Here is a 22,435-nt window from a genome sequence, read left to right as displayed (position 1 = left end):
CCCTGCCCTGCACCTCACTGGATGCTGGTGGTCGGGGTGGAGGGGCCTTGGAGTCCGGTGGGGGATGGGTCAGGCAGTGTTCCGTGCACAGAGGCTTCCGGACTCCTCGTCCTGGATACCCAGGTGCATCCTGGCTGGGGGTTGGGACACAACCAGCGTCTGGTTCCTGGTGCCTATCTACACCATGAGGCAGCCATGCAGGTGGCGGAGTTTCGTGCAGTGTGGTCGGCGCGTACGGTGGAGGGAGGACTGGACTGTGGGTTCGTCCTCTCAGCGATCGCACTGTCTCCCGGCAAGGGCTATGGCGCCCAGTGATCTGGCGGGATGTCAGGCAGTGTCTACGCACTGCTTGGATCTCTTTCAGTGCCGATCAGGCAATCACAAAGGGCGTGCGGTCCTTGCCCGCAATCCACTGGGGCGGCTTGCCTCGGCCGGACCAGGTGGCGCCGGTAGCGGGATCCCGGTACTTGGCTTCCACCTTCTTCTTGGGTTTGGTCGGCTTCCAAGGAAAGACTTGCTGGGCGGTGAAGCCGAATTCCTGAACGAGTTGCAGGACGGTCTGGAGGGCCTGTTCGGACTCAGCCTTCTTGACGTTGGCGATTTGTTCTTCGAGGAGCTTTTTCTGGGCCAGGAGTTCGGCGTAGCTGGACATGCGAATGTGTTGGGAATGAGTGCTGGGCTGTTGTGATTGGGTCCAAGGAGGACCTTTTAGGCACAGGGAGCACTCTACGCGAACTGGAGCCCAGGAATGCTCAGTGGGCAGTTGCAACGGGGGGAGTCACGGATTCTTGGGTGTCGCCCTGGCGCCATACCTGCAGGTTGGCGTATTCCCGGCCGCAACCTGTGCAACGCAGGGCTTCGGTGTAGCGCATGACTCCGGCGTCATCGCGTGCGAGCACGCGGTGGTAGCTGGTTGCACCACAGTAGCCGCAGCAGTTCCTGGCGGTGGACGGGTTCATCGAGATGGAGGCGCTCAGGTTCTTCACTCAGGGGATCTGTTCTAGGTGGGGGTCTTCGTTGCGTGCACTTGGGATCGTACCAAGGCAACGGAGTTTGTACAGGTCCACGGGGGAAGCTGGTCACGGGCAGGGATGTTCTCGCTCCATATGGAACATCTCACACGGTAGCGGCTGAGCTGCGGCAAAGATCTCGCAGCCACTTCCCCATCCCTGCCCGTTCAGCATTGAGTCAACCGATGGTCTTTGGTTGGCGTTCAATTGATGCATTTGCATCACATATCATTTACCAATAGAGAGGGAGTTCTATGCAGTCCGTGAGAACAAGGATGCGACTTGCGCGCAGCCGGGTGTTGGTGTCGTTGGCGGCGTTGGCGGTGGTGGGTGCGGCGGGCTTGCTGGCCGGTTGCCAGCGCAAGGAGGCCGAGGTGCAGGCGCCTGAGTTGCCGGTGCAAACGGTCTCGGGGTTCCTGGAGATCGGTGGGGTCTTGGATCGCCGGGGGGAACAGGGGGCGGTGTTCGAGGTCAGCCCGGAGACGGGGGATCTGGTGGCGTTTGTGTTCGATCCAAAGAGTGCTCTGGGACAGCGGCTTTTGTCGCAGTGTGTGCAGAACATGCCGTGTCTGGTGGAGGGTGTGCGGGCAAGACCACTGGACAGTCAGGCACAGGCCACGAAGGTCTTGGGCGAGTTGGGGTTCAGTGTGTCGCCCTCGGCGTGGCTGGGGATGGTTGACGCGGGGGACGCCCGCGTGGAGTCAGCGCTCGAAGAACCCGAGATGCGGGTCAAGACCCGGTTTGGGGTGGTGGCTGTGCAGGAGGGAGATTCTTCGGTTGTTTTGAACGGGCAAACCGTTCTACCGCCTCAGGAGGAATCCGTGCGCATCGTGCGCAATGCGCCGGTAGGTGCAGAGGATGTGCTGTTGCTGCAAAGCGGATCGGGGACTGCCTGCCCTGCCCTCTTCCAGGTGCTGGCGGTGTCGGCGCAGGGGGTGCAGGTGTCGCCGAAGTTTGGGTCTTGCTCGGATCGGGTGTTTGCTGTGGTCGAGGACAAGCCCAATATGGCTCCCAAGCTGTCCATTCGGATGCTGGGGTTTGCGGGGCCGTTCGAACCCGAGGAAGAGCAGCGCAAGGCGGCTCAGAAGATGGTGGAGTTTGTTTACCAGCAGGGTTTGCTCACGCTGGACGGCAAGCCGGTGCCTTCGCAATGAAGGAGCTTGTACCTTTGCGTTCGGCCTCAGGCTCAAGCTTTGGCGGGGGTCTTTCGGGCGACTTTGCGTGCGGGCTTGATCGCTTGATCTGGGGGTTTGAGCAGGGTCCAGGGCTCAACGCCCAGGGCCTGCGCCAAGCGTTCGATGTTGGCCAGGGCGATGTTCCAGCGGCAGCGCTCAACCGCCGAGACGTAGGTGCGGTCGAGTTCGCACTCGTGGGCTAGGCGCTCTTGGGACCATCCTTTTTCTACACGCAGTAGCCGAATCCAGTACGCGAGGACTTCGCGCACGTTGCCCGGGTCGGGCAGATGGGTCGGTGGCGTGGGTTTGGCAGACACCGCAAGAGGATGCGGTTTTGCCTTCTTTGCATCTACGGAGTTTGCATCACTATTTGTGCGCTCCGTGGGAATGTTGAGTGGTTAGTGCTTCAACTTTAGGAGGAATTGCCATGAAGCGGTTTGCTTGGGGTCGTTGGGTGGTGGTGGGGTATTTCTTGTTCGGGCTGCTGTATGCGATCTATGCCAACAACTGGGGGGATGAGCCCTACCGAAGTTTTGCGTACCACCTGGGCCAGGGGTTGGTGTGGCCTGTGATGGTGTTGCCAGGACTGGGCAAGTTCATTGGGGGCTTACTGATCGTTGCCATGGTGGCGTTTGTGATGGCCAGTTAAGGCTGGACAGGAGAAAGCACCATGGCGTTTTTGGCACAGGTGATTTTGGTGTGTTTGATGGTCTACCTGTTCTTTGCCTCGCTGGGCTTCTGGTTCGGGCTGGGAGTGATCGTGCTCTGGCTGCTGATTGGGATGGCCAACAGTGGAAAGCGGTGAGGGGCTTTGAGTTGGGAACAGAACGATGAGCGCGCCTGGAGGGCTGGGCGTGCGTTTTTATACACAAGGAGGGGTTATGCGATTCGGAATGACGGGGGCGCAGCTAGTGGGTCTGCAAAGCTGGATCCGTGGGTCCAGGGGTGTGATCACAGCACTCACGTTGGGTGCCGTGCTGGCTTTGGTGGGGTGTTCTGGCTCCAAGACGGAACGAATGATGGTCAAGGGCTGCACTGATGGGGGCAGCAGCAAGAAGACCTGTCAGTGCGCGGTGGACAAGATGGGCGAGCGCTACGACCTCAAGAACCTGGATGAGTTTGCGGAGAGCCGGGGCGGGATTCCGCTGCAGACCCTGCAGGCAGATTTTGCGAAGGCTTTGATCGAGTGTGTTCAGAAACACGGGCGCTGATCTGGCGCGGAAAGGAGATATGCAATGAAGACAACAAGAAATAAGCAGGTTCAAGATGTTGGAACGAAAGCAATTCCTAGGCACCACCAGGGAGTTACCTGCCCTGCCCTATTGCTAGCTGGCGGCCTTTTGTGTGCGTTGCTGGTGCAAGGCGCATGGGCGCAGTCACCACAGCCGGAGACTTCGGCTTGCGTGCGGCCGCTGAGCAAGGAGGTGAAGAACCGTACGGTGTTTGTAGGCACGCGGGTATTTGAGACTGCTGTGCCGTACGAGGACACCAAGCCCAAGATGATCCTGATGAAGGGGTTTACCTTGCGGGTGGTGGGGCGGTTTCAGGAGTGGGTGCAGTTGAAGGGAGTCCATGACGCCGAGTTTGGTCCGAACTCCACCCTCGGGTGGGTTCACGAGTCAGAGCTCGTCAAGGTAAACATGGAGTTGTGCAGGCTGGGGTGAGGCCTGGCGAATGTGGCGTTGGCCACTACTGTTGAAGGGGACTAGGCTGTGGCCTGGTCTCTTTTTTATTGTGGCTTCTTTTTTTGGTCTGAGCAGATGTGAACGCAGCTCGGGGGGGGGCGCTGATGGTCGTCCCACAAAAGATAAGAAGCGAGGGCTTCCAGTGGGAGGTGACTGCTTTGGATGGGATGAAGCGAATGAATGCAGCTGAAAAATGGTCGATACGGCTGCTTCAGGCTGGGTGCAGTCGCTCAAGTTCGCAAAGCTGAATGTCAGGTGTAAGTGAGACCTGACGTAGGTGCTCCATTAGTAGTTGACACCGGTAGCCGCTCCTTCTTACGATCTACCTGCGGTTCAAGCCGAATCGTGGGCAAGTTGGCGCCCGTCAGTGCACGCACCGGACCCTGTCCGGCACGGCAAAGCCAGTTGGATTGCGAGAGTTCCCTTTCCCCGGCTCGATGACCTCCACTTGGAGAGCCGGACAACGCGTGCCGTCCCTCGATGCTCTCTAGGAGTTCATCCATGGCAAACACTGCTGCGCCGACGGCGCATCCCGCTTCCCCTCAAGACCTACAGGCTACGGCCGCAGCCCTGTGGACCTACGTCCATCTCAAGGTGCCCCGCTTCACCTCCGAGGCCGCGCTCAAGGTCGTCGAAGGCCTCCAGCCCCGGCCCGATGAAGACCCCAAGCTCCTGGCCAAGCGCCTGCGCAAGGCTCTGAGCGACACGGGCGTCGCTCTCAAGCACACAGCAGCGCTGGACGCCGCGTCCCGCATCCTCGGCCGGTCCAGCTGGCACGCCCTCAATCTGGAGCCGCTCACCCCGAAGCTCAAGCTCGCCATGGTGGTCAAGGCGCCGGAGGAGGAGTTCTCCAGCTGGCACGAGCTCGCGCCGCGGCTCGCCGAGTGGCTCGAGGCTTGGCATCAGGTCAAGCCCACCAAGGTGTTCGAGGTTCGGTTCGGCAGCGACTTCATCCTGGTTTGCGTGCCGGAGCCGAAGAAGGACAGCGTCGCCGGCGAGACCGACATGGTGCCGGCACTGTCCATTACTCCGCTTGGCGGCCCTCAGGGCTGGCTGGCCGAGGCGCCGGCGGCGTTCGAGATGGTCCGCAGGCGGTTGGAGGAAACCGACAAGGCCATCCTGGACGGGGTAGCAACGCTCCAGATTTGCGGTCGACACGGATCCGAAGTGTTGGCGAGCCTGCCGGCCATCCCGCTGCCCGTCACGCCCGACGACACCTGCAATTCCGAGCTGGTGCTCCTTCGCGAGGACAACGAGCTGATGCCAGGCGACGGGTTCGAAATCGCCCGCGGCGACGAAATGACGTGCTGGTCCCAACTCGAGCTGGCCGTTAAGGACGAAGCGAAGGGCCAGCCGCTGGACATTTCCCTGGAGGAGGCCGCCTGGCGTGTCGGCAAGGGCCGCTATGTGTGGCAGATGACGACCCTGCACCCCAACGACTACGTTCCTGGCCAGGCTCACTCGATGCTGACCGGGGCCGAATCCGAGAAGCTGCTTCGGCGCTACCGTCTGGCCAAGCGCATCCTCGGCGGCAAAGTGAAGCACCACCACCTCACAAAGCAGCTGAAATACCTGAGCGGCCCGGACGACACCTATCGCGTCGACCTTCATCGGGTATTCCACGCGCTGAACGACGCTGGCCACGACTGGGACTCGTTCTGCGCCGAAACCGGCATCGAGCAGGACAAGGTTCCTGAGGTAAAGGTTGGCTTCGTCATGACGCTGGCGGAACACCTGAAGCTCAAGGACCCCAACAAACTCTTTGCCTCACCGCCGCGGGCGAAGCTGGCCAAGGCCGTCGACGACACCCTCATCCGCTCGCTGATGCCGCGTGTGGACTTCGTGCGCTATCGGACGCCGCGAGACCTGACCCCCGACCAGGTCGAAGGCATTCGCGATGCCATCGAGGACTTCAGTGCCTCCATCCGCATCCAGAAGATGCAGCAGCTTGGGCAGTTCGTCGAAAGTGACGACCCGCTGCCGTACCTCTGCTATGCCGGGGACGGCGAGGAGCTGCGGCTGAAGCTCGAAGCAATGGGCCTGGAGATGTACGTTGGCGTGATGCCGCACCTCATCTCGACGGAAGGCGTCATCGAGAAGCTTCCCAATATGTGGTCGTTCGCCTTCGGGCACGCCATCTACCTGGACATCGACTGCATCAAGGAGGGCGAATGAGTAAGAAGTCGAAGAAAAAGCTGCAGGCGACGGCCGCAGTAGTGGCCGCGGTGAGTGCCATCGCCGTCGAGCCGGATTCCTTCGCGGAGTCGCAGTTCCGCTTGGCGGACATGCAGGCCTCGGCTCGAGCTCACTTTGACAACAAGGCCTGGGCCGAGATTCTCGCGCTGGGCCGTGTGCCGTTGAGGGCCATTCACGAGGACGACCGCAAGGAAGCTGAGGTGTGGCAACTGCGGCTCAAAATTGTTGGCCTCTATCCGCCCGGCGTGCAGTCCATCTACGACCTGCCAACGGCTGCACGCAAGGAGTTCGATGACGCGCTCGAGCAGTTGGCCGCCCGCGTCGGTGCGCTGCACACCCTGCCGGAGTTCGAGCTGTATCTTGAATCCAAGGGGTGGTCGATTGACGGCAGCGCACAAGCGTTCCGGCGCCTGTCGCGTGCCTGCATGGAGCTCACGAATGTCGACTGGCTGCGGAAGCTTCGAGGGCGCGCGCTGACGCTGCTGCGGGCCAGGGAGGGGCGGCGGGGCGAGGAAATTTCGGCCACTGACCAGGAGACGCTGGCCGCCCTTCCAGACCTCACCTTGGCGCTCAGCGAAGCCTATGCGGCGGCAGAGCAGGGCGGAGCCCTCGATGAAGAGGGCCGTGCACTCGTCAATGTGCTGCGGCTCGACCTCGACCTGCTGATGGCTGACCCGTGGGACTATGGGCGAGTTGGGGACGCGCTTCTTCGGCTTCCATGCCCGAGCGAGAGCTCCCTCATCGCCTTGCCGAAGGACGAATCGTCGGGCCGCGCGCAACTGCGGCTGACACCTCGTGCCTGGGCTTTCATGTGGATGCTCGAGCACACCCCCGGCGAGGGCTTGGCCGACCTGCTGCAGCGCTTCCCCGAGCCATTCGCCTGCGATGCCTGTGAAGGGCTTCGCCGGGTGCTTTGTGCCCTGTCGGCCGCGCCCGCCGACGTGGACGAGCATTTGTCGCTCGCGGTGCGCGCCTTGATGCGGTTAGCCGATGCTGACGCCCATTGGTTCGGGGAGCAGCTGACGATGACGCTGTCCGAGGGGGTGCAGGAAATCTACGTGGGAATGTCAGGGCTGCACATGGCATCGGTCGGCGACCTGCTGTTGCGGCTGTATGAGCATTCGCCCGAGGACTTCGCACGGCGAGCCGAGCTCGAGAGCCTCTATCGGATTTTCACCGCCAGTACCCAGTACTCCCCGCTGGAGGACGAGGCGCACGGCGACGAGGACATGCCGGGCCTTGCCTGGCTATGCGAGCAGAGCTTGTCTTTCCAGCTCGCGGCGGCCTACGTCATCCAAGGAGTGGCGGGTCGGATGCGCCTGCTGCTCGACGCTATGCGTCGAGCGACAAGTGCTGGCGTGCCGATGCCGCAGAACTACTACTCTGGCGACCTCAGCGGCGAGGACCTCGATGAGCCCGAAGCCTGGCCGGTGCTCGATGCACTCGAGCAACTGTCGGCGGTGCGCCAGCAGATGACCGAGAAGACCCGGCGCATGTGGCTCGAGGTCGTGGGGGACATTTTCGACGCGTTGTCCAAGCTTGGCGACAAGGTGCGAGCCCAGCTGCTGCCCCTGGCCCGCGACTTCAGCGATGACCTTCTTGAGAAGGAGCATTCGTTCCGGCTGGCCTACCTCGAGCAGGTCGCGGGCGACCCGGACGATGCCCTGCACTACTACCTCATCAACCTCGACACCGCCGAGAACCTGCCCGACGTCAGTGTGAAGAACGCCAAGCTGCTTTGGGCCCGGTCCGAGGACCTGGGCCAAGTGCAGCAGTTCGTCGACAAGCTTCAAGAGGAGATGCCGACGTCGAGTCGCGCCGACGTGGTGCAGCAGCTTCTGACGGATGCGAAGGCGCGCCTTGCCACCCTGAACAAACGCGACCAGTTCGAGCGGACGGCGGTTAGTCGCTGGCCGTCGCTGACCGCACCTGCGCGCAAGCTGCTCAGCGTGTTCGCCAGCATCAAGAGCTACAACGGCCTGGCCGAGGTGGCGGAGTACGCCGGCATGGACCTGACCTGGGCCGGCCGACACTACGACAAGCTGGTCGAGCTCGGGATGCTCTTGGTCACGGACAAGACCTTCCGCATCAACCCGCACATCGCGCCGCTGCTTGAACGCGAGTCTCAGCACGCGGTCATCGGCAGGATTGTTCGCTCCCAGGGCACCAGCGCGGTCAAGCAAGTGTTCAACAGCCAGCGCGAGTTCACCATCTACCAGGTGCTGGTGCAGTTGTGCCCCAACCACCTCGTGTTCCCGAACTGCGCGCTGCAGAGCGTCATGAGCTTCGACCGCATGAAGGAGCTGGTGAGCGATGACGACTTCGGCTACTACCTGCGGGCGAGCGTCGACATCGTCGTCGTGTCGTCGACGACCTACCTGCCCATGCTGGCCATCGAAGTCGATTCGGTCTGGCACGACACCGAGCGCCAGCAACGGAACGACAACAAGAAGGACCGGCTGTTCGCAGCCGCCGGCATTCCGTTCATGCGCCTTCGGCCGGTCGGCAGCCCGTCCGAGAACACCATCCGTGCCCAGGTCGCCGAGCACGTCGATGAACTGGTGCGCAGCCTGCGCGCCGACTTGCCCGGGTACGACCAAGCGCGTGGTCTGCTGGAAGACCTGTCTGGCGTTAGAACTTGAGCGGTCACACGCAGCCTAGGGGGCTCAATGGGAGTAGGTGATTGGTTTCAAGCTTTCTGCGTGAACATCCGCATCGGTACGGAGAAGCGAAGCACTATCGGCTACCGAACGGGTCGCATCGTCGGCCAGCTGAACGTCGTTACCTTCGTGGCCGTGATCCGATAACAATCACGTCTCCACCGCTCACGGTTACCAAACCACACGCCACCCAGTAAGGTAAAACACGCTTAGTTAACACTTCGCTAAGGTCGCGGTGACCCCATGGAGACTTCAGTCCAAACTTGTTTCGCACGCCGTGTGGAGGTCGGATATGAAGAAGCTAGCGCCCTCACCATCGTGAATCCAATTCAGGTAAAGCCGCATGCCTTATCGGTGCTCCCGGAGTGTGGGCTTCCCCCAGTTTCCCGGACGCTTTGCTTGGCCCTTGAATCGCTCCCGCTATTCGAATTGAACCAGGCTGAGGTAGTTCAATTTTGAGTGTTTCCTGGGCGGGTCATAGAACCGCTCGATGTAATCGAAAATATCGGCCCTTGCCTGTTCTCTGCTTAGGTACACCGTGCGAGCGCAGCGCTCGATCTTAAGCGTCGAGAAGAATCTAGCGACCGCTTTGAGGCCAACCATGAGCGTTTACCCGACCGGGGTAGCCCAGCCGGTGTACCTAGTGAGCCTTCATAATCGTTATCGTCACAGCTAGAAAGCTACGTTGCCCTTACTAAGGCAGGGCTGTGGACATTCGCTTCGACTTCACTAAAAGACACAGTCCATCAGAAACGGTCCGTGTGGCAGTGAGATCTGCCGTCAAACGAACAGAGGGAGAGAGAAGTGGCCTACATTGTTGTATGCATTGCCACAGGTTGGGGCAGCACGCATGGTGGCATCAACGTGGTCAACACGGGATTGGCACGAGGGGTCGCCAACATCATTCCAAAGGGCGGCCGTTGCATTTGCGTCGTTGAGGAGGCGTTGAAGACAGCCACTCCCTTGAAGGTCGAGGTCATCAGTCCTAGGACCTTTGAAGTCGATGTGGTGCTGGAGACCGTTCTTAAAGAGGTTCTGAAGACGCCGCTGCCCGATATCGAAGGGATATTGGTCATCGGGCATGATCTGAAGACGGGTCAATTGGCTATCGACTGCGCCAAGGATCTGCAGATTCGGCTGGGCCGCGACACGTCGGTGAAGTCGGCAGTGATCAGTCACATGGACTACGCCGAATACTCGCGACGCAAGGGGCAGTCGCTGCCCAGCGTCTTTGAGAAGTCACGCAGGCAGCACGCTGTTGTCTTTGCCGCCGACTTTGCGTTTGCTATCGGGCCACTGCTGGCCGATGGATTTCAGAAGGCGCGTCGCGATCGCAAGGACCGGGTCATTGCACTGACACCTGGAAGTTCAACCATCAGGGCGCAAGCCGAGGGCGATGGGGCGCTGAGCTTCTATATGAGCGGAAGACTAGGCCTTGAGGACGACCCGATCAAGAACGGGGTGCTGGCAGTTCGCGCCGTGAAAGCCGCCTATGTCGCGGAAAGGTCGAGTGCAACCCCTGGGCGCTGGACGCAGCGCGGGCACTTCTATGCGTGTGGTGTCGATCCCGAGAAGGACAGCGAGCTCATCGACATATTGAAAAGAGACGTCCGCGAGGACGCCGCTTTTGAACTGGAACCGATGCCGTTCACGAATCGGCAGGAAGATCTGCATGACTACCTCATCAATGCCGACGTGGCGCTGATGCCGTCATGGCACGAAGGCTTCGGACTGGCTGGCTGGGAGGCGCTTTGTGCAGGCGTTCCATTGGTCTGCTCGACTCAATCCGGCCTGGCTGTCTTGGTCGGCCAACTTCGGGATCGGTTCCCGGACTCGGACTTTGCTGGGGTGCTTCCCGTCGTCATGGCCGGCGGATCCCCGGCCGGGCACCCCTCCGAGCAGGACACGAATGCACTGCGCGATGCAGTTCAAAAGATGGTGCGCGAGTACCCGGCTCGCAAGAAGGCCGCGATGGAACTCGCGCCACTCATCAGGCAGTTGTTCACCTGGGAAGGGTGTGCTGCCGAACTCCTGGCCAATGCCAAGTGGCCATGGGCGAACCCGCGAGACTGGTTTCAGCGCCAGTTGGCCGCGCAGCGAGCGGTCGACAGTCGAGACGGGGCTGCTGGTGCCGAAATGATGCTGACCGCGCTGGAGGCGTGTCAATCAGGGCATGTCGAGCGCGACTGGGGCCAGGTTTGTTCCGCAATGAACTTCTTCAGCGATGTCGGCGCTACTGCGACCATGAAGGATCGGTGGGAGTTCAAAACGGCACTGGAGACGATAGGGAGAGCGATCTCTGAGGCATTGGCTAGCCATGTCAAAGCAGGCGGGCTGCCGATTCTCGACACGGTGTTCCTCGATCTGTGTTGGAGGTTCATGGCCGCAGCCTCCAAGCTGGCGAAGAACTTCGGCGACTTCAAGGCACTCCTGCCTGACGTGATGCGCGATCGCATATTCGGGGACGGGTTTTTGCGCAAGGAGCTGCTCTTTTACGTGTCACGCTATTCGGCCGACTTTGACGGTCGGTTCGATGACCAGGCCGGAGATTTCCTTGAACCCCTGGTGAAGCATCTCCCTCACGATAGTGCGTTGCGCATCCGTGTGGCTCGCCTGTGCGTGACCAATCCCAACCTCAAACGCGTGATCAACACGGAAGGGCTCCCAGACTTCGCTGAGGAATCAGCCCGATGCGCCAGGGCCATGGCAAGGCCGTTTGACATCGGGGAGCTGCTTCAGCGTGAGGCCGACATTGCGCCTACAGCGTTGGCGCTATTCAGCTTGAAGCCCGACGCCGCGCGCCAGTCGATGGAACAGCCAATCGGCTTTTTCAACCGGCTGGACCCCAAAAATGAGGTAACCAAGACCTGGCGTGGCGATAAGCGCCTCGCGGCGGGGATGATCACGGTCTCCATCTCGAGTGCGCATGTATTCCATGTGCTGGAGGCAATGGCCAATGATGAAGAAGAGGCCATCCGATGGGCTGCGCTTGACCTCGCCTTTTCTCCTGTGCTGCGCGTCCGGTTGGCGTCGTCGGATGCGTCTTCAGGCTCTGGCCGCACGCTATGTGCCAAGCTTGGCAAAATAGTTGATATTGCCGTCTCGTTCGATGGCGGGCATCCCTGGCTGGCTCGGGAGTTCTTGCACCACTACCGCGAGGAGCACAGCTCGAAGGATCCGTGGCCAGCGCAGCTGGCCAAGTTCACCTTGACGGACTTCCCCAAGTCGAGGGAACTATTTGGGCCCAGCGTGGGACATAAGGGCGGCACATTGGGCCGCCAGATGCATCCCGAAGTCATAGACGCACGGGAACGCGCAGCTGAGTTCGTCAAGCGAGTGCTACTGGTACTGCCACCAATCTCCGTTCAAACCGCCGCGGGTCGAGCAGCATCAAAAACCAGCACGCCTCCTCTTGGCCTCGGGCTGTTGGCAACCCACATTTCGAATCTCGGGCATGACGTCCACCTTATCGACTGCCACCGGTTCCCGAACTTGGTCACCGATGTAATCAATCGAGCCAAGACGTTCAACCTGATCGGCTTCAACACGGTTTTCAGCACGGTTCGGTCTACTCGGCAAATGCTCAGCCGGATCCGCAACGCGACTGGGCGACCTGTTCTGGTGGTTGGCGGGCCTGCAGCCAACCTCGATGGCTGGCAGTTCTCGGCCATGAATGAGGGTGACCGAGAGAACTGGGATTTCGCGATCTCCGACGACGCCGTTGGCAACCTCGAGCTGCTGGTGGAGGCGCTCAAGACGACGAACCCCTGGCCGCTGAGCAATGGGTTGGTTGCGAACCCGCACAGCAGTTTCGTCGCCCTGCGCGACGTTAAGGTGATGCCCGCAGCCGCCGTTACGGGCGTGGACAAGCCGGCCAGTGACTTGGGCTGGATGAAGATCCAACTGGACCGGAGGCTGTACGCTGGTCCTGAGGGGCCGTACGAGCCAGGCAAGACACGGGATGTGAAGGGCCGCGTTCACGAGGCTCACGTGGTGATGTCCAAGGGCTGCGACTGGAACTGCAGCTTCTGCACTGAGCGACGAAGTCTGAGTAAAGGCGAGCGTCGGCGCGAGGTCGACTCCATCTTGGAGGAAATACGCCAACTCGCGGTTTCGCATCCCAATTTACGAATTCAGTTCATCGATGACAACCTGCTTCCTCAAATCGCATCGCCGGAAAACGCCGGAAGCGTCCGGGTGAAAGAGGGGGTGGCCTGGGCCGAGCGGTTCCTGAACGGGCTTGCCACGATCCGACGCGAGCGAAGCGGCAGCCTGACTTGGCGCGGCATCTTTAGGCTTGAGGACTTCGACGCGTATGAAGCGCAGGGCGAGAAGGGTGGATTTGTCAACCTTCTCTCTGCGGCAGGCTGCAACATGCTGGCGTTTGGCGTGGAGTCGGGCAATGCAGCGCGACGGTTCAGCGTCAAGGCAGGTGGTCGTAAGTTCACGAACCAGGTGATCAGGAATCTATTCAGGAGACTTCGCGACGCAGGGATCTTCACCAAGGCCTACTTCATCATTGGTGGCCATAAGGAAAACGCACGCCTGACAAGGGAGACGATTTCGTTCGCGGTGTCATCGGGCGCAACGCTGGCCTACTTTGCGCTCTACAAGGACTTTGTCCGAGCGCAGAAGCAGCTAAGCCAAGATCGTGGGTTGCGTGATCCAGTGACGGAGAGCCTGCTTGACTACGAGCAGATGCTGTCTGCATGGGACGACGCGTTCACGACGCGTACGCACATTGTCGCGGCCCCGGTCGCAGCGAGCCTTTCCGAACCGGTCGACGCGGCTGAACGGCGCACCTATCAGCAGCTTGCACGCCTGGGCTTCCGATTTGAGGATCTCGTGAAGTACAACGACTATCACGCCAAGGATGGGCCAGCCGGCGAGGTGTTGAATAGGGTTACGTGGAACAAGCCCGACCAGTACTTCGCGATGGTGGAGAAAGCGTACCGGACCTTTTATTTACGGCGAGATTTTGTGCTGGACTTCAAGCAACTCGTCGCCGCGGGCTACTAGATCTGATCAGTCACGACAATGTTGAGCGACCCTTTCCGGGCATTGAGTTTCTCAAAGCAAGGATCGCAATGGCTGCAGGATTGCCCCCAACGTGGCGTTTCAAACTGGTCGGCGATAGTCAAAGTGGAGCGATTGAAGTTGCCGCACTCCAGCTCTTGGCTGGTAGCGATCTGCGCCGATATGACTGCTCCACAGCGGCGTCTGTGAGAGCAAATGTTTGAGCCTTAGCCAACAGACGCATTGCCACTGAGCTATGCTCTACAACATGTCCAATGACATCGTCAGGTTTGAGCTATCCGATGAACCCGTCCCAGGAATTTCGCCTTACTGGCATCGACTCACTAGAGGACATTGAACGGGCTCTGGGCACTATCCATGGGCATCGTGAGTATGGACTCGCTGTTTCAGCCGGAAACCTAAACAAGAGGCGTGGCTCCCTTCGAGACGCAGCATATCTCCAAGCGTTGCTGACTTGGTCTCGTCTGAATCCGGACGCTGCCCTTAACGTGGGCGGTGGTTCGGAGCAAAGTGACTCTGAAATCCTCGACGAAGCCTGTGGCTACTCCATCGGCATCGCAGCCATGTCGGTTAGCGGCTCGGTCAAGGTGCGTGGTGAATCCGTTGCTCGGCAGCTTGCGCTTGTGGGCGCCAAGTCGAGAATCGAGGCAGCCTACCAAGGTGACTATGCCTCGCTCGTGCGTGGAAGGACTATCGACCTTCTCTCGGTGAGTGGTGCGTCACGTCAGTTCCTCAAACCGTTGTTCAACGGACCTTCGCCAAGACAGGTCAAGGACAAATTTGACCTTAAGTCCACTATTCGCGGTCTTGCAATGCGCGCAGCACCTTCGTCTACAGACCTTGACGAGGGCACACTTTCATCGCTCGCTACCCTCACGCATGAGCTGTTTGAAAATACCCAAGACCATGCGATTGCAGATGAGCGCGGCCAAGTCTACAGAAGACACGTTGAGCTGCTAAATGTTGGTTGGATTACAAGCTCGGAGGAGGATGCCAAAGGAGATTTCTACGGGAATGAAACCCTTCGCGAATATTGGGAAGCCATCTCATCGTGCCAAACCGGGCGAGACAGGGTGTCAGGCCTTTGCTTCAACTTTCTGGACTCGGGTCCTGGTATGGCGGCTCGGCTACTCGGCAAGCCGCTTTTTCAGATGACTGAAAAGGAAGAGGCCAGCGCGCTTCGACAATGTTTGAGAATGCACGTCACCTCCAAGAGCAACCATGCGACTGGCCTTGGGCTCAACGCAGTTCTGTCTGAAATTGCCCAAGCGGCTGGTTTTGTCCGAATTCGTTCCGGTAGGCAAGCCATCTTCAAATGCTTCTTGCCGGGGGAAAGTAGCCAAGTTCAGAACTTGGATTTCGAGAATTGGTTTGGCCCTGAGCGCGGACTACTTCGTGTAGCCGGCACTCTTGTGAGCATCTTTATCCCTTTGCCGCGTCCTACAGTATGAAGCGCACCCACGCCTTCAGGTCTCGTACAAACTGTAGGGGCTCCGGAGAGTTCATCGATGTGCTCGTGGTGTTTTTCGGGCGGGCTGAACTCGATATGAACGTCCTAGACGATGAAATCCAGGACAACCTGAAGACGGATGATCCGCTACCGGACGCCGTGCTACTTGTGTCGTTTGATGAACACGCAGATCGCCTCATCGAAGTTTGGAAGCAGAACAAGACGCGCGCTGACGGTCTTGTGAGACGAGGCCAGCGGAACGCTGTGGACTACCTCAAAGAGCTAGCAATTTGGAAGTTCCATGACGGCTCGTTCATCAAGATCTTTCGCGACGACCAATCGCGACAGAGCTACGACCTCGACCTTGCAAAGCTTTGGCGCGACGGACTAGCACAACTTGTTGATGTCCGGGGAGCGTTTCAGGAAGCACCTCCAGGCCACATATTCAAGCACCCTTCTGGGCGCGCGACGCGACAGTTTTTGCTGGCGAGTGAGCTTCTGAGGGACGAGGTGGATGCCTACTTTGTGGCTGTCGCGGTCTGTATCACCGCATGGAACAGATTGAAGGGCACGTCAACACTGCACATTGACACCATGGGAATCTATCCAGTAGCTCGGGCGGTCGAGGACATCACGCGCCGTTGCGGCGGCAAAGTACCAACATGGGAGATAGATAGCTTCCACTCGCACGGAGGAATGGCAGGACTACACACCGTGCTGACCGACTCTGATGCGGTTCTTGTAAGCGCGTCGACGACTGGATCAATGGTTGCGAAACTTCGCGAGGACGGAGTGCCTGAAGACGCTTTGATAACCCTTCTGGACATGTCCGATGATGGCAGGCTTGGTAGCGTTGTCTACGCGCGCAATAGACATACCGAAGCGAGCAGACCACAGCGAAGTCATAACGAGACCGTAATCGAACTCGCTGGCGAGTATTTTGCTGCCCAGGGAAAAAAGCCGCGGCCTTTCGTGCTTACTAAAGCCCACCAGCCTGCTTCGCTGCAAGCATTGCTCAAGCACTTCAGTCATCGTTCCGTGCTCCGACTCAACCATGCTCGTGCCGAAAACACCGCTCGCACGGACCTCGTCAGCCTAGATGAAGCAACGGTCGCAGACAACACAGAATTGAAAGCATGGCTGGAAGACGAAGTTCGCTTCAAGACGCCGGCTAGCGTCTCACACATCCTTGGTCTTGATGGCGCGGGTGGACAACGTATGGCGCAGGTCTGTGGACAAATTTTGCAGGGCATTGCTGGCCGGCCACCGAAGCTCGTGAGCTTGGCAGATCTATTGGCCCTTGGTGATACGACTCGTACAGAAGTAACCGGGGTTCTTGTGTGCGGTGCCGTCGTCGGTGACGGTCACAGTCTGAGAGCCATCGCACGCGACCTTCGAGAGCTTGTGCCTAAGGCGTCGCGGCACTTTGTCGTGGCTGTCGGGCTACCTGAAACGATGCGCGCTTGGCTTCGGCTCAAGCAGTTCTTAATCCAGTCCGGAGACAAGGAGCGTCCATACCTGCTTTCATCTTGGAAGGTTCTACCCACAGGCGCTCCATCTGGAACCGGGGATGCTTGGCGGCGCGCAGCCGAACTTATGCAGCAAGCCGACCAAATGGACATCACCGATCATGCGCCGTGGCCCAAGGAGCAGTCCCTAGCTTCGATTTCGGAAATGGCAAAGGCTCTGGATTCACTTCGAGACGGCTACCTGCGGACCGAGTCTGGCAATGTCCTACAACTGACAAGCGGTTTCGTATTCTGGGATCCAACAGATGAAATTCGCGCTGCAAGCAACAATGCTGCAGTGAGCTTCCTGGCCATGTCAGCCGCTCTACAAAACGCGCGAGAGCATCAGGAGGTAGGTAGCCGATTGAGTTCATCAATGCACGAGGCCGTTGTCCTGGACGTTGAGAACTTTCTTCGCTTTAACGATGGCGTGCTGCAGGCGAGCTTACTTCGAGCAGCCGATGCACATGAACTTGATTATTCTGGTTCGCCAGAACTGAGCGAGATGCTGCGCGAGTTTCTTGAGAAGGTTTTCCTCAATGCAAACCGCCCGTACGGCGAAGCCTCCCTGGAATTTGGCTTGGCGCTAGCTACTCAGCGGCTACGCCTCACCAAAACCGACAGCCTCGAACTTATCGATCGGATCAAGAATAGTCTGACACAACCAAGCGTACTCCATGGCTTGATTTACGTATGGTGGATAAGTATTAAAGGCCACTAGCCTCCTGCTGTGGGGTGAATGGCGGTAAGAGCACAAAAAGCCGTCCTTCGCCGGCCCACCGTCATCGACTGCAACCGCTGCAGAGCCGCCCTCGGGCGTGGCAGCACTCCCATTTTCAGGCCCGCGCCACAGGCACATTCTCCCACCGCGTCGTGTACTGCGGCGTACGCCTCTCCTGCTTCATCCCCCAGTCCTTGCCCTTGTTGGTGCCGCCCGTGGCACCTGAATGCACCGTGCCCTTGCCATACCGCTGGTTGAGCGCATCCAGCGCCACCATCAGTTGGGTGCGGTCCCGGTGGTCTTCATCCTCCAGATCCAGCTCACACTGCAGCACATTGCCTGGCATCAGGTCCAGCAGCATCACCCCGGCCTTGGCCATCTTGTAGCCAGGCTCATAAATGCGGCGCATGCCAGCTGCGGCCGCCCAGACCAGCTTGCCGGTGTCCGCAGTAGGTCGGCGCAGGGGGACCACCACCGACTTGTTAAAGCGCGGACCAGGTCGGAAGGGGGAGGTGTGACAGAACACCAGCAGCTGACTGGCCAGACTGCCTTGCTTGCGCAGCTTCTCGGCCGCGCGGCTGGCGAACTCACTCACAGCCTCTACCAACGGGGGCAGCTCGGTCACCGCATGGCCAAACGACCGGGTGCAGGCGATCTCTCTCTTGGGCTCGGGCGCATCATCCAGCTCTATGCATTGCATACCCTGCAGCTCGCGCACGGTGCGCTCCAGCACCACGCTCCAGCGCCTGCGCACCATGGCCGGGTCCAGCCGCGCCAAGTCCAGCACGGTATGCACGCCGCCCTCATGCAGCTGCGCTGCTATCTTGCGGCCAACGCCCCAGACTTCTTCCACCATCGTGGCGGCCAGCACGTCGTCCAGGTCTTGGGCAGGAAGTGCGGTCAGGTTGCACACCTGGGCCAGCTCGGCTGGGTAGCTCCCCGGTTTGCGCTCGGCCGTTTTGGCGATGTGGTTGGCCAGCTTCGCCAGCGTCTTGGTCTGGCCAATCCCAATGCCGCAGGGGATGCCCACCCACTGGTGGATGCGGGCACGGATGGCGTGGCTGCGTGTGCCCAGGTCACCCCGTAGCCCCTGCAGGCCGATGAACGACTCATCGATGCTGTAGATCTCCTGCGAGGGGCCCAGGCCCGCCGCCAGGCTCATCATCCGGTTGCTCATGTCGCCGTATAGGGTGAAGTTGGCACTCAAGGCCACCAGGCCGTGAGTCTCTTCCATGTGCCGAATCTGGAACCACGGCGCCCCCATCTTGATGCCCAGGGCCTTGGCTTCATTGCTGCGGGCGATGGCGCAGCCGTCGTTGTTGCTCAGCACCACCACCGGGCGGCCGTTCAGGCTGGGGCGGAACACCCGCTCGCAGCTCACGTAAAAATTGTTGCCATCCACCAGCGCATACATGCTGGCCTCCGTCCATCAGATCAGGTGAGAAACAGCTTCACGCACCCACTCACCACGCCCCACACCTCAATGGTCTGGCTGTCGCGGGGGATGATGTCGGGATAGGTGGGGTTGGCCGCGCGCAGCTTGATGCGGCCGGCACGCTGATGCAGATACTTCACGGTGCATTCGCCGTCCACAATGGCCACCACGATGCTGTTGTGCTTGGGCTTGATCGCCCGGTCCACCGCGATGATGCTGCCGTCCTCAATGCCAGCGTCGCGCATCGAGTCGCCCCGCACGCGCCAGAAGTAGGTGGCCTGGGGGTGCTTCACCAGCAGCTGCATGATGTCCAGCCGCTCCACAACGAAGTCGTCAGCTGGCGATGGAAACCCCGCGCGCACGCTCACCCCGCACAGGGGCAAGGCCAGCGACTGCGCCGCCGTGTCGTACGGCACGGGTAGCGGGGAATTCCAAAGACTGTACATATTTACAGTATAACTCCCTGCTGCCAGAATGTTGCCATGTGTACCTACTACGAGGTCCCGGGCCGTGAGCAGTTGGTGCTGCACTTCGGTGACGTGCCCGAGGAAGAGTGGCGCGACAAGATGAGCCCGCTGTACCGTGGGCCGTTCCTGCGGGCCAAGGGCGAAGCCGGGCGCGAGTTGGTGGTAGGCCAGTGGGGCATGATCCCGCCGCACTCTAAGACACACATCCCCACTGGCAAGGATGGCAAGCGCCTGAGCACCGTCAACGCCCGGCGCGAAGGGATGGCCAAGTCATGGACCTATGGCGGCCCTTGGCGCAAGGGACAGCGCTGCATCATCCCGGCGCAGTTGTACGTCGAACCCTACTGGGGAACAGGCAAGCACATCCCCTGGCAGTTCGAGCGCGCCGACGGCGAGCCCTGGGGCCTGGCGGGCCTGTGGAGCGAGTGGACTGACCCGGCCACGGGTGAGGTGCTGCCCAGCTACACCATGGTCACGCAGAACTGCGACGACGTGCCGGTGCTGAACTTGATGCACCGGCCAGACCCCAAGCGCGCGCCCGACATGCAGGACAAGCGTACCGTGGTGCCGCTGGAAAAGGGCGACTGGGACACCTGGCTGCACGGCACCATCGAGCAGGCTGAGGCGTTGATCAAAGTGCCGCCACTGGAGCTGTTTGTGCACCGGGCGAAAGATCCGGCACAGCAGGTAGAGTTACCTGTCGAATCAGTGTGATGCATGAAGAAGCCCTCACCCTTTGGCGAATTCAGCGCCATGGAACTTGGCATACCAACTGCTTGGGTTGAATTGATGCAGTTGCAAGACTTCCCATGGTGGTGGCACATCGCATTTGCGGGTGCTGTTGCCATGGGGAGTGTTCACTGAACCGCAGGGGCGGGCAGGCAGAAAGGGCTCCCGAAGGGAGCCCTTTCTGTTTGTGGGCCCTGTCGCTGCAAGCAGCTGTAAAACCCTGCGGGATCCGAGCATTCGGACCAGAAGTGAGAGATGAACGGTGCTCCAATCGGGCTCCGTTTTGTTTGACTCGATGTCTTCTTCTGTGAATCGTTTGTCCTCTTGGCCAGGCCGTGTGCGCCTGGCAGCTCTGCTGGCCCTGACTCTTGCCGGCGCTGCTCTCCCCCATCCTTCCTGGGCGCGGTTTGCGCAATTCGACAGTGCGGCGCTGCTCACGCCCGAGCCCACCTCCTTTGCTCAGTGCCCGCAGTTCTTTGCGAATGGCATACCACCGGCCATCACGCCCCGGCCGCAGCTGCGTGAGCTTTGCTATGAGGCGTTTGCGGTGCTGCACTCCGGGACGACGAAGACACCGGTGTTTGTGGCCCAACGCTTGAATCGCAGGCTCATCGAGGATGCCGACGAGAAGCGGGCGAAGCGATTCTTTGCGGATGCGCGATTGCCCTTTGGCGAACGGGCGGAGTTGGAGGACTACAAGAACTCAGGCTACAGCCGGGGTCACATGGCGCCTGCGGGAGACATGCCGACGCCTACGGCGATGGCGCAAAGCTTCAGTCTGGCGAACATGGTTCCCCAGATTGCCCAACACAACAGCGGCGCCTGGAGCAAGATCGAGCAGGACACACGGCACTATGTGAAGCGGGCCAAGGGGGATGTGTTTGTGATCACCGGGCCGGTGTTCACGGATGCGGGGCCACGAATTGGAGCCAATGGGGTGAAGGTGCCGACTTACCTGTACAAGCTCGTTTATGACGCCACGACCAACAAGGCCTGGGCGCATTGGCAACAGAACCGCGAGGGGGAGACGGTGGGTCGGCCGATCAGCTATCAGGAGCTCGTGAAGCGCACGGGCGTGGAGTTTTTGCCCAAAAATGCAGTGCCTCATTGAGCCCTCATCCCAAACGAGTCAGGATGCATAGCCACTGTACGGTGCTCGGACGAAGGGGCGTTGTGCCCCTTCCGATTCCGCGCCTACCTACGCTGCCACAGCCGCTGTCCTGGAGCAAGGACGACGCCTTCTCTCTGGCAATACCAAGTGGGCACGATAAAACCGCTTTTCACTGGGCATCATCAAGGTCACCAACGGATCAGGTTTAGTGATGTAGTCGGCCACCGCCTGAAATCCCGCCACCGTTGCTTCATCCAAACGGTTGAAAACCCCCACACCACAGTGACTGAAGCGGTTCTTATAGGGCGCTGCATTGCAGTTGAAGTACACACCCATGCCGCCAGTGGTCACCTTGGACCAGTGCTCACCGATCAGCTTCGCAATGGTCACATCCTGACGCACCATTGCACCGTTGAATAGCAGGAGCACATGCATGTGAGCCCCCTTCTGCAGCCCGTATTCGAGCTTGACGACATGGCTCAGGTAGCTGGGAAAGTTCGTCGTGATGAAGGCTTTCAGAGCCGCCCAATCATCAATGATGCGGTCCATGGAGGCAGATGCATGCTCCTTGCCGTAGCCGAGGTCCAAGCGTAGGACCATCAGCTTGGGTATGACTCGCTTGAAAGCAACGAGACGCTTGAGCAGCACAGAGCGCTTTCGCTGATGCTCTCGGCGTACGTTATCGAGACGAGCCAAGATCAGTTTGTTCTCCAGAAGGCAGACCATTTCAACGACCAAGCGTCGTGCAATAGGAGTGGCCTGTTGTTCATCGATCAGCACATCAGGGTCAACGTGGGGACGCAGGCGTTCGAGTGCCCTTGTCACCCACTGCATATAGGGCTGACGAACCTTTGCAAGGCGATCGTAAGCACCTCGCCATGTCAGACCTGCCAATAGCCCTGCGAAGGTTAAGGCTGTCCTTTCTCCAAGAGGGCTCAACCTCTTGCTCACCATCAGCCTGCGCTTATTGGTCATGCACTTCAATGCGGCTTCATGTAGCTCAGCAATCCATCGAATATTAATTTCGGCTATTGATGATAAATGATCATCTAATCGCCGATTACATTGCACATCGTTCACAACGATATCCGATGATAACGATGGCTGGAGTGCACTTACTGACTCCATCTCTAAGCCATCCCTAAGGTGTAACGTATTAATAACAAAACCATCTTTTTTACCAAATACAATACGCTCAATACTATCACTGGAAGACATAACATACACTCCCTATTTAAAAGCTCCAATCTG

The 22,435-nt window shown here is 59.7% G+C and carries 19 protein-coding genes and 1 pseudogene; 13 read left to right on the top strand and 7 right to left on the bottom strand.

What is annotated here, in order from left to right; genetic code table 11:
- Positions 1 to 370 precede the first annotated feature (370 nt).
- Complete coding sequence (locus tag CLU85_RS06515; RefSeq protein WP_100409570.1) at positions 371 to 652, bottom strand: H-NS family nucleoid-associated regulatory protein; 282 nt, start codon at positions 650 to 652, stop codon at positions 371 to 373.
- 100 nt (positions 653 to 752) lie between these two features.
- Entirely contained in the window at positions 753 to 986 is a 234-nt protein-coding gene (locus tag CLU85_RS22940; RefSeq protein WP_157803936.1) for a hypothetical protein, read from the bottom strand.
- Between the two features lie 299 nt (positions 987 to 1,285).
- Between CLU85_RS22940 and CLU85_RS06510 the strand changes: the two genes are divergently transcribed.
- Positions 1,286 to 2,164 carry a hypothetical protein gene (locus CLU85_RS06510; RefSeq protein ID WP_100409569.1) on the top strand — a complete coding sequence of 293 codons (879 nt, stop codon included), beginning with the start codon at positions 1,286 to 1,288 and terminating at the stop codon, positions 2,162 to 2,164.
- A 32-nt stretch (positions 2,165 to 2,196) separates the two neighbouring features.
- Here the strand turns inward: CLU85_RS06510 and CLU85_RS06505 are convergent, their stop codons facing one another.
- Positions 2,197 to 2,502 carry a helix-turn-helix domain-containing protein gene (locus CLU85_RS06505; protein WP_100409568.1) on the bottom strand — a complete coding sequence of 102 codons (306 nt, stop codon included), beginning with the start codon at positions 2,500 to 2,502 and terminating at the stop codon, positions 2,197 to 2,199.
- A 110-nt stretch (positions 2,503 to 2,612) separates the two neighbouring features.
- Here CLU85_RS06505 and CLU85_RS06500 point away from each other — a divergent pair, with 110 nt between their 5' ends.
- From CLU85_RS06500 to CLU85_RS06480, 6 genes are all read left to right on the top strand, one after another.
- Positions 2,613 to 2,834, top strand: a complete 222-nt coding sequence (locus CLU85_RS06500) for a hypothetical protein (protein WP_100409567.1) — start codon at positions 2,613 to 2,615, stop codon at positions 2,832 to 2,834.
- Between the two features lie 21 nt (positions 2,835 to 2,855).
- Entirely contained in the window at positions 2,856 to 2,990 is a 135-nt protein-coding gene (locus CLU85_RS23530; RefSeq protein WP_255409640.1) for a hypothetical protein, read from the top strand.
- A gap of 76 nt (positions 2,991 to 3,066) precedes the next feature.
- Positions 3,067 to 3,396, top strand: coding sequence for a hypothetical protein (locus tag CLU85_RS06495; protein ID WP_157803934.1), 330 nt, complete (start codon positions 3,067 to 3,069; stop codon positions 3,394 to 3,396).
- A 213-nt stretch (positions 3,397 to 3,609) separates the two neighbouring features.
- Entirely contained in the window at positions 3,610 to 3,849 is a 240-nt protein-coding gene (locus tag CLU85_RS22935) for a hypothetical protein (RefSeq protein WP_157803933.1), read from the top strand.
- Positions 3,850 to 4,371: 522 nt separating this feature from the next.
- Positions 4,372 to 6,045 carry a hypothetical protein gene (locus CLU85_RS06485; protein ID WP_100409564.1) on the top strand — a complete coding sequence of 558 codons (1,674 nt, stop codon included), beginning with the start codon at positions 4,372 to 4,374 and terminating at the stop codon, positions 6,043 to 6,045.
- The gene (locus CLU85_RS06480) at positions 6,042 to 8,708 is read left to right on the top strand and encodes a DUF2726 domain-containing protein (RefSeq protein WP_100409563.1); all 2,667 of its coding nucleotides are present in this window, start codon (positions 6,042 to 6,044) and stop codon (positions 8,706 to 8,708) included. The genes CLU85_RS06485 and CLU85_RS06480 overlap by 4 nt, the downstream gene beginning before the upstream one ends.
- Positions 8,709 to 9,146: 438 nt before the next feature.
- On the opposite strand, the pseudogene CLU85_RS06470 reads toward CLU85_RS06480, so the two are convergent.
- Positions 9,147 to 9,314, bottom strand: a pseudogene (locus CLU85_RS06470) (IS3 family transposase); the annotation flags it as partial.
- 216 nt (positions 9,315 to 9,530) lie between these two features.
- Here CLU85_RS06470 and CLU85_RS06465 point away from each other — a divergent pair.
- From CLU85_RS06465 to CLU85_RS06455, 3 genes are all read left to right on the top strand, one after another.
- Positions 9,531 to 13,745: a glycosyltransferase gene (locus CLU85_RS06465; protein WP_232727748.1), complete on the top strand. Its 4,215-nt coding sequence runs from the start codon at positions 9,531 to 9,533 to the stop codon at positions 13,743 to 13,745.
- Between the two features lie 299 nt (positions 13,746 to 14,044).
- On the top strand, positions 14,045 to 15,214 hold the full coding sequence (locus CLU85_RS06460; RefSeq protein ID WP_100409560.1) for a hypothetical protein: 1,170 nt from the start codon (positions 14,045 to 14,047) through the stop codon (positions 15,212 to 15,214).
- Positions 15,215 to 15,273: 59 nt separating this feature from the next.
- Positions 15,274 to 17,442 carry a hypothetical protein gene (locus tag CLU85_RS06455; RefSeq protein ID WP_198509145.1) on the top strand — a complete coding sequence of 723 codons (2,169 nt, stop codon included), beginning with the start codon at positions 15,274 to 15,276 and terminating at the stop codon, positions 17,440 to 17,442.
- A gap of 115 nt (positions 17,443 to 17,557) precedes the next feature.
- Here CLU85_RS06455 and CLU85_RS06450 read toward each other — a convergent pair whose 3' ends face one another.
- Positions 17,558 to 18,856, bottom strand: coding sequence for a Y-family DNA polymerase (locus CLU85_RS06450; RefSeq protein WP_100409558.1), 1,299 nt, complete (start codon positions 18,854 to 18,856; stop codon positions 17,558 to 17,560).
- A 20-nt stretch (positions 18,857 to 18,876) separates the two neighbouring features.
- Positions 18,877 to 19,323 carry a LexA family transcriptional regulator gene (locus CLU85_RS06445; RefSeq protein ID WP_057228325.1) on the bottom strand — a complete coding sequence of 149 codons (447 nt, stop codon included), beginning with the start codon at positions 19,321 to 19,323 and terminating at the stop codon, positions 18,877 to 18,879.
- A 36-nt stretch (positions 19,324 to 19,359) separates the two neighbouring features.
- Between CLU85_RS06445 and CLU85_RS06440 the strand changes: the two genes are divergently transcribed.
- From CLU85_RS06440 to CLU85_RS06435, 3 genes are all read left to right on the top strand, one after another.
- A complete protein-coding gene (locus CLU85_RS06440) occupies positions 19,360 to 20,058 on the top strand; it encodes an SOS response-associated peptidase (RefSeq protein WP_100409557.1) in 699 nt (232 codons plus the stop codon).
- Between the two features lie 3 nt (positions 20,059 to 20,061).
- Positions 20,062 to 20,208 (top strand): hypothetical protein, encoded by a 147-nt coding sequence (locus CLU85_RS22930; RefSeq protein WP_157803931.1) that lies wholly within the window; start codon positions 20,062 to 20,064, stop codon positions 20,206 to 20,208.
- A gap of 160 nt (positions 20,209 to 20,368) precedes the next feature.
- Positions 20,369 to 21,184, top strand: a complete 816-nt coding sequence (locus tag CLU85_RS06435; RefSeq protein ID WP_100409556.1) for a DNA/RNA non-specific endonuclease — start codon at positions 20,369 to 20,371, stop codon at positions 21,182 to 21,184.
- 87 nt (positions 21,185 to 21,271) lie between these two features.
- On the opposite strand, the gene CLU85_RS06430 is transcribed toward CLU85_RS06435, so the two are convergent.
- Positions 21,272 to 22,402 (bottom strand): inovirus-type Gp2 protein, encoded by a 1,131-nt coding sequence (locus tag CLU85_RS06430; RefSeq protein WP_100409555.1) that lies wholly within the window; start codon positions 22,400 to 22,402, stop codon positions 21,272 to 21,274.
- Positions 22,403 to 22,435: the final 33 nt, after the last annotated feature.

This window comes from Acidovorax sp. 69 (assembly GCF_002797445.1).
Classification (GTDB): Bacteria; Pseudomonadota; Gammaproteobacteria; order Burkholderiales; family Burkholderiaceae_C; genus Acidovorax.
The sequence above is the reverse complement of the archived record's forward strand: the minus strand, read 5'-3'. Positions and strand labels throughout refer to the sequence as shown.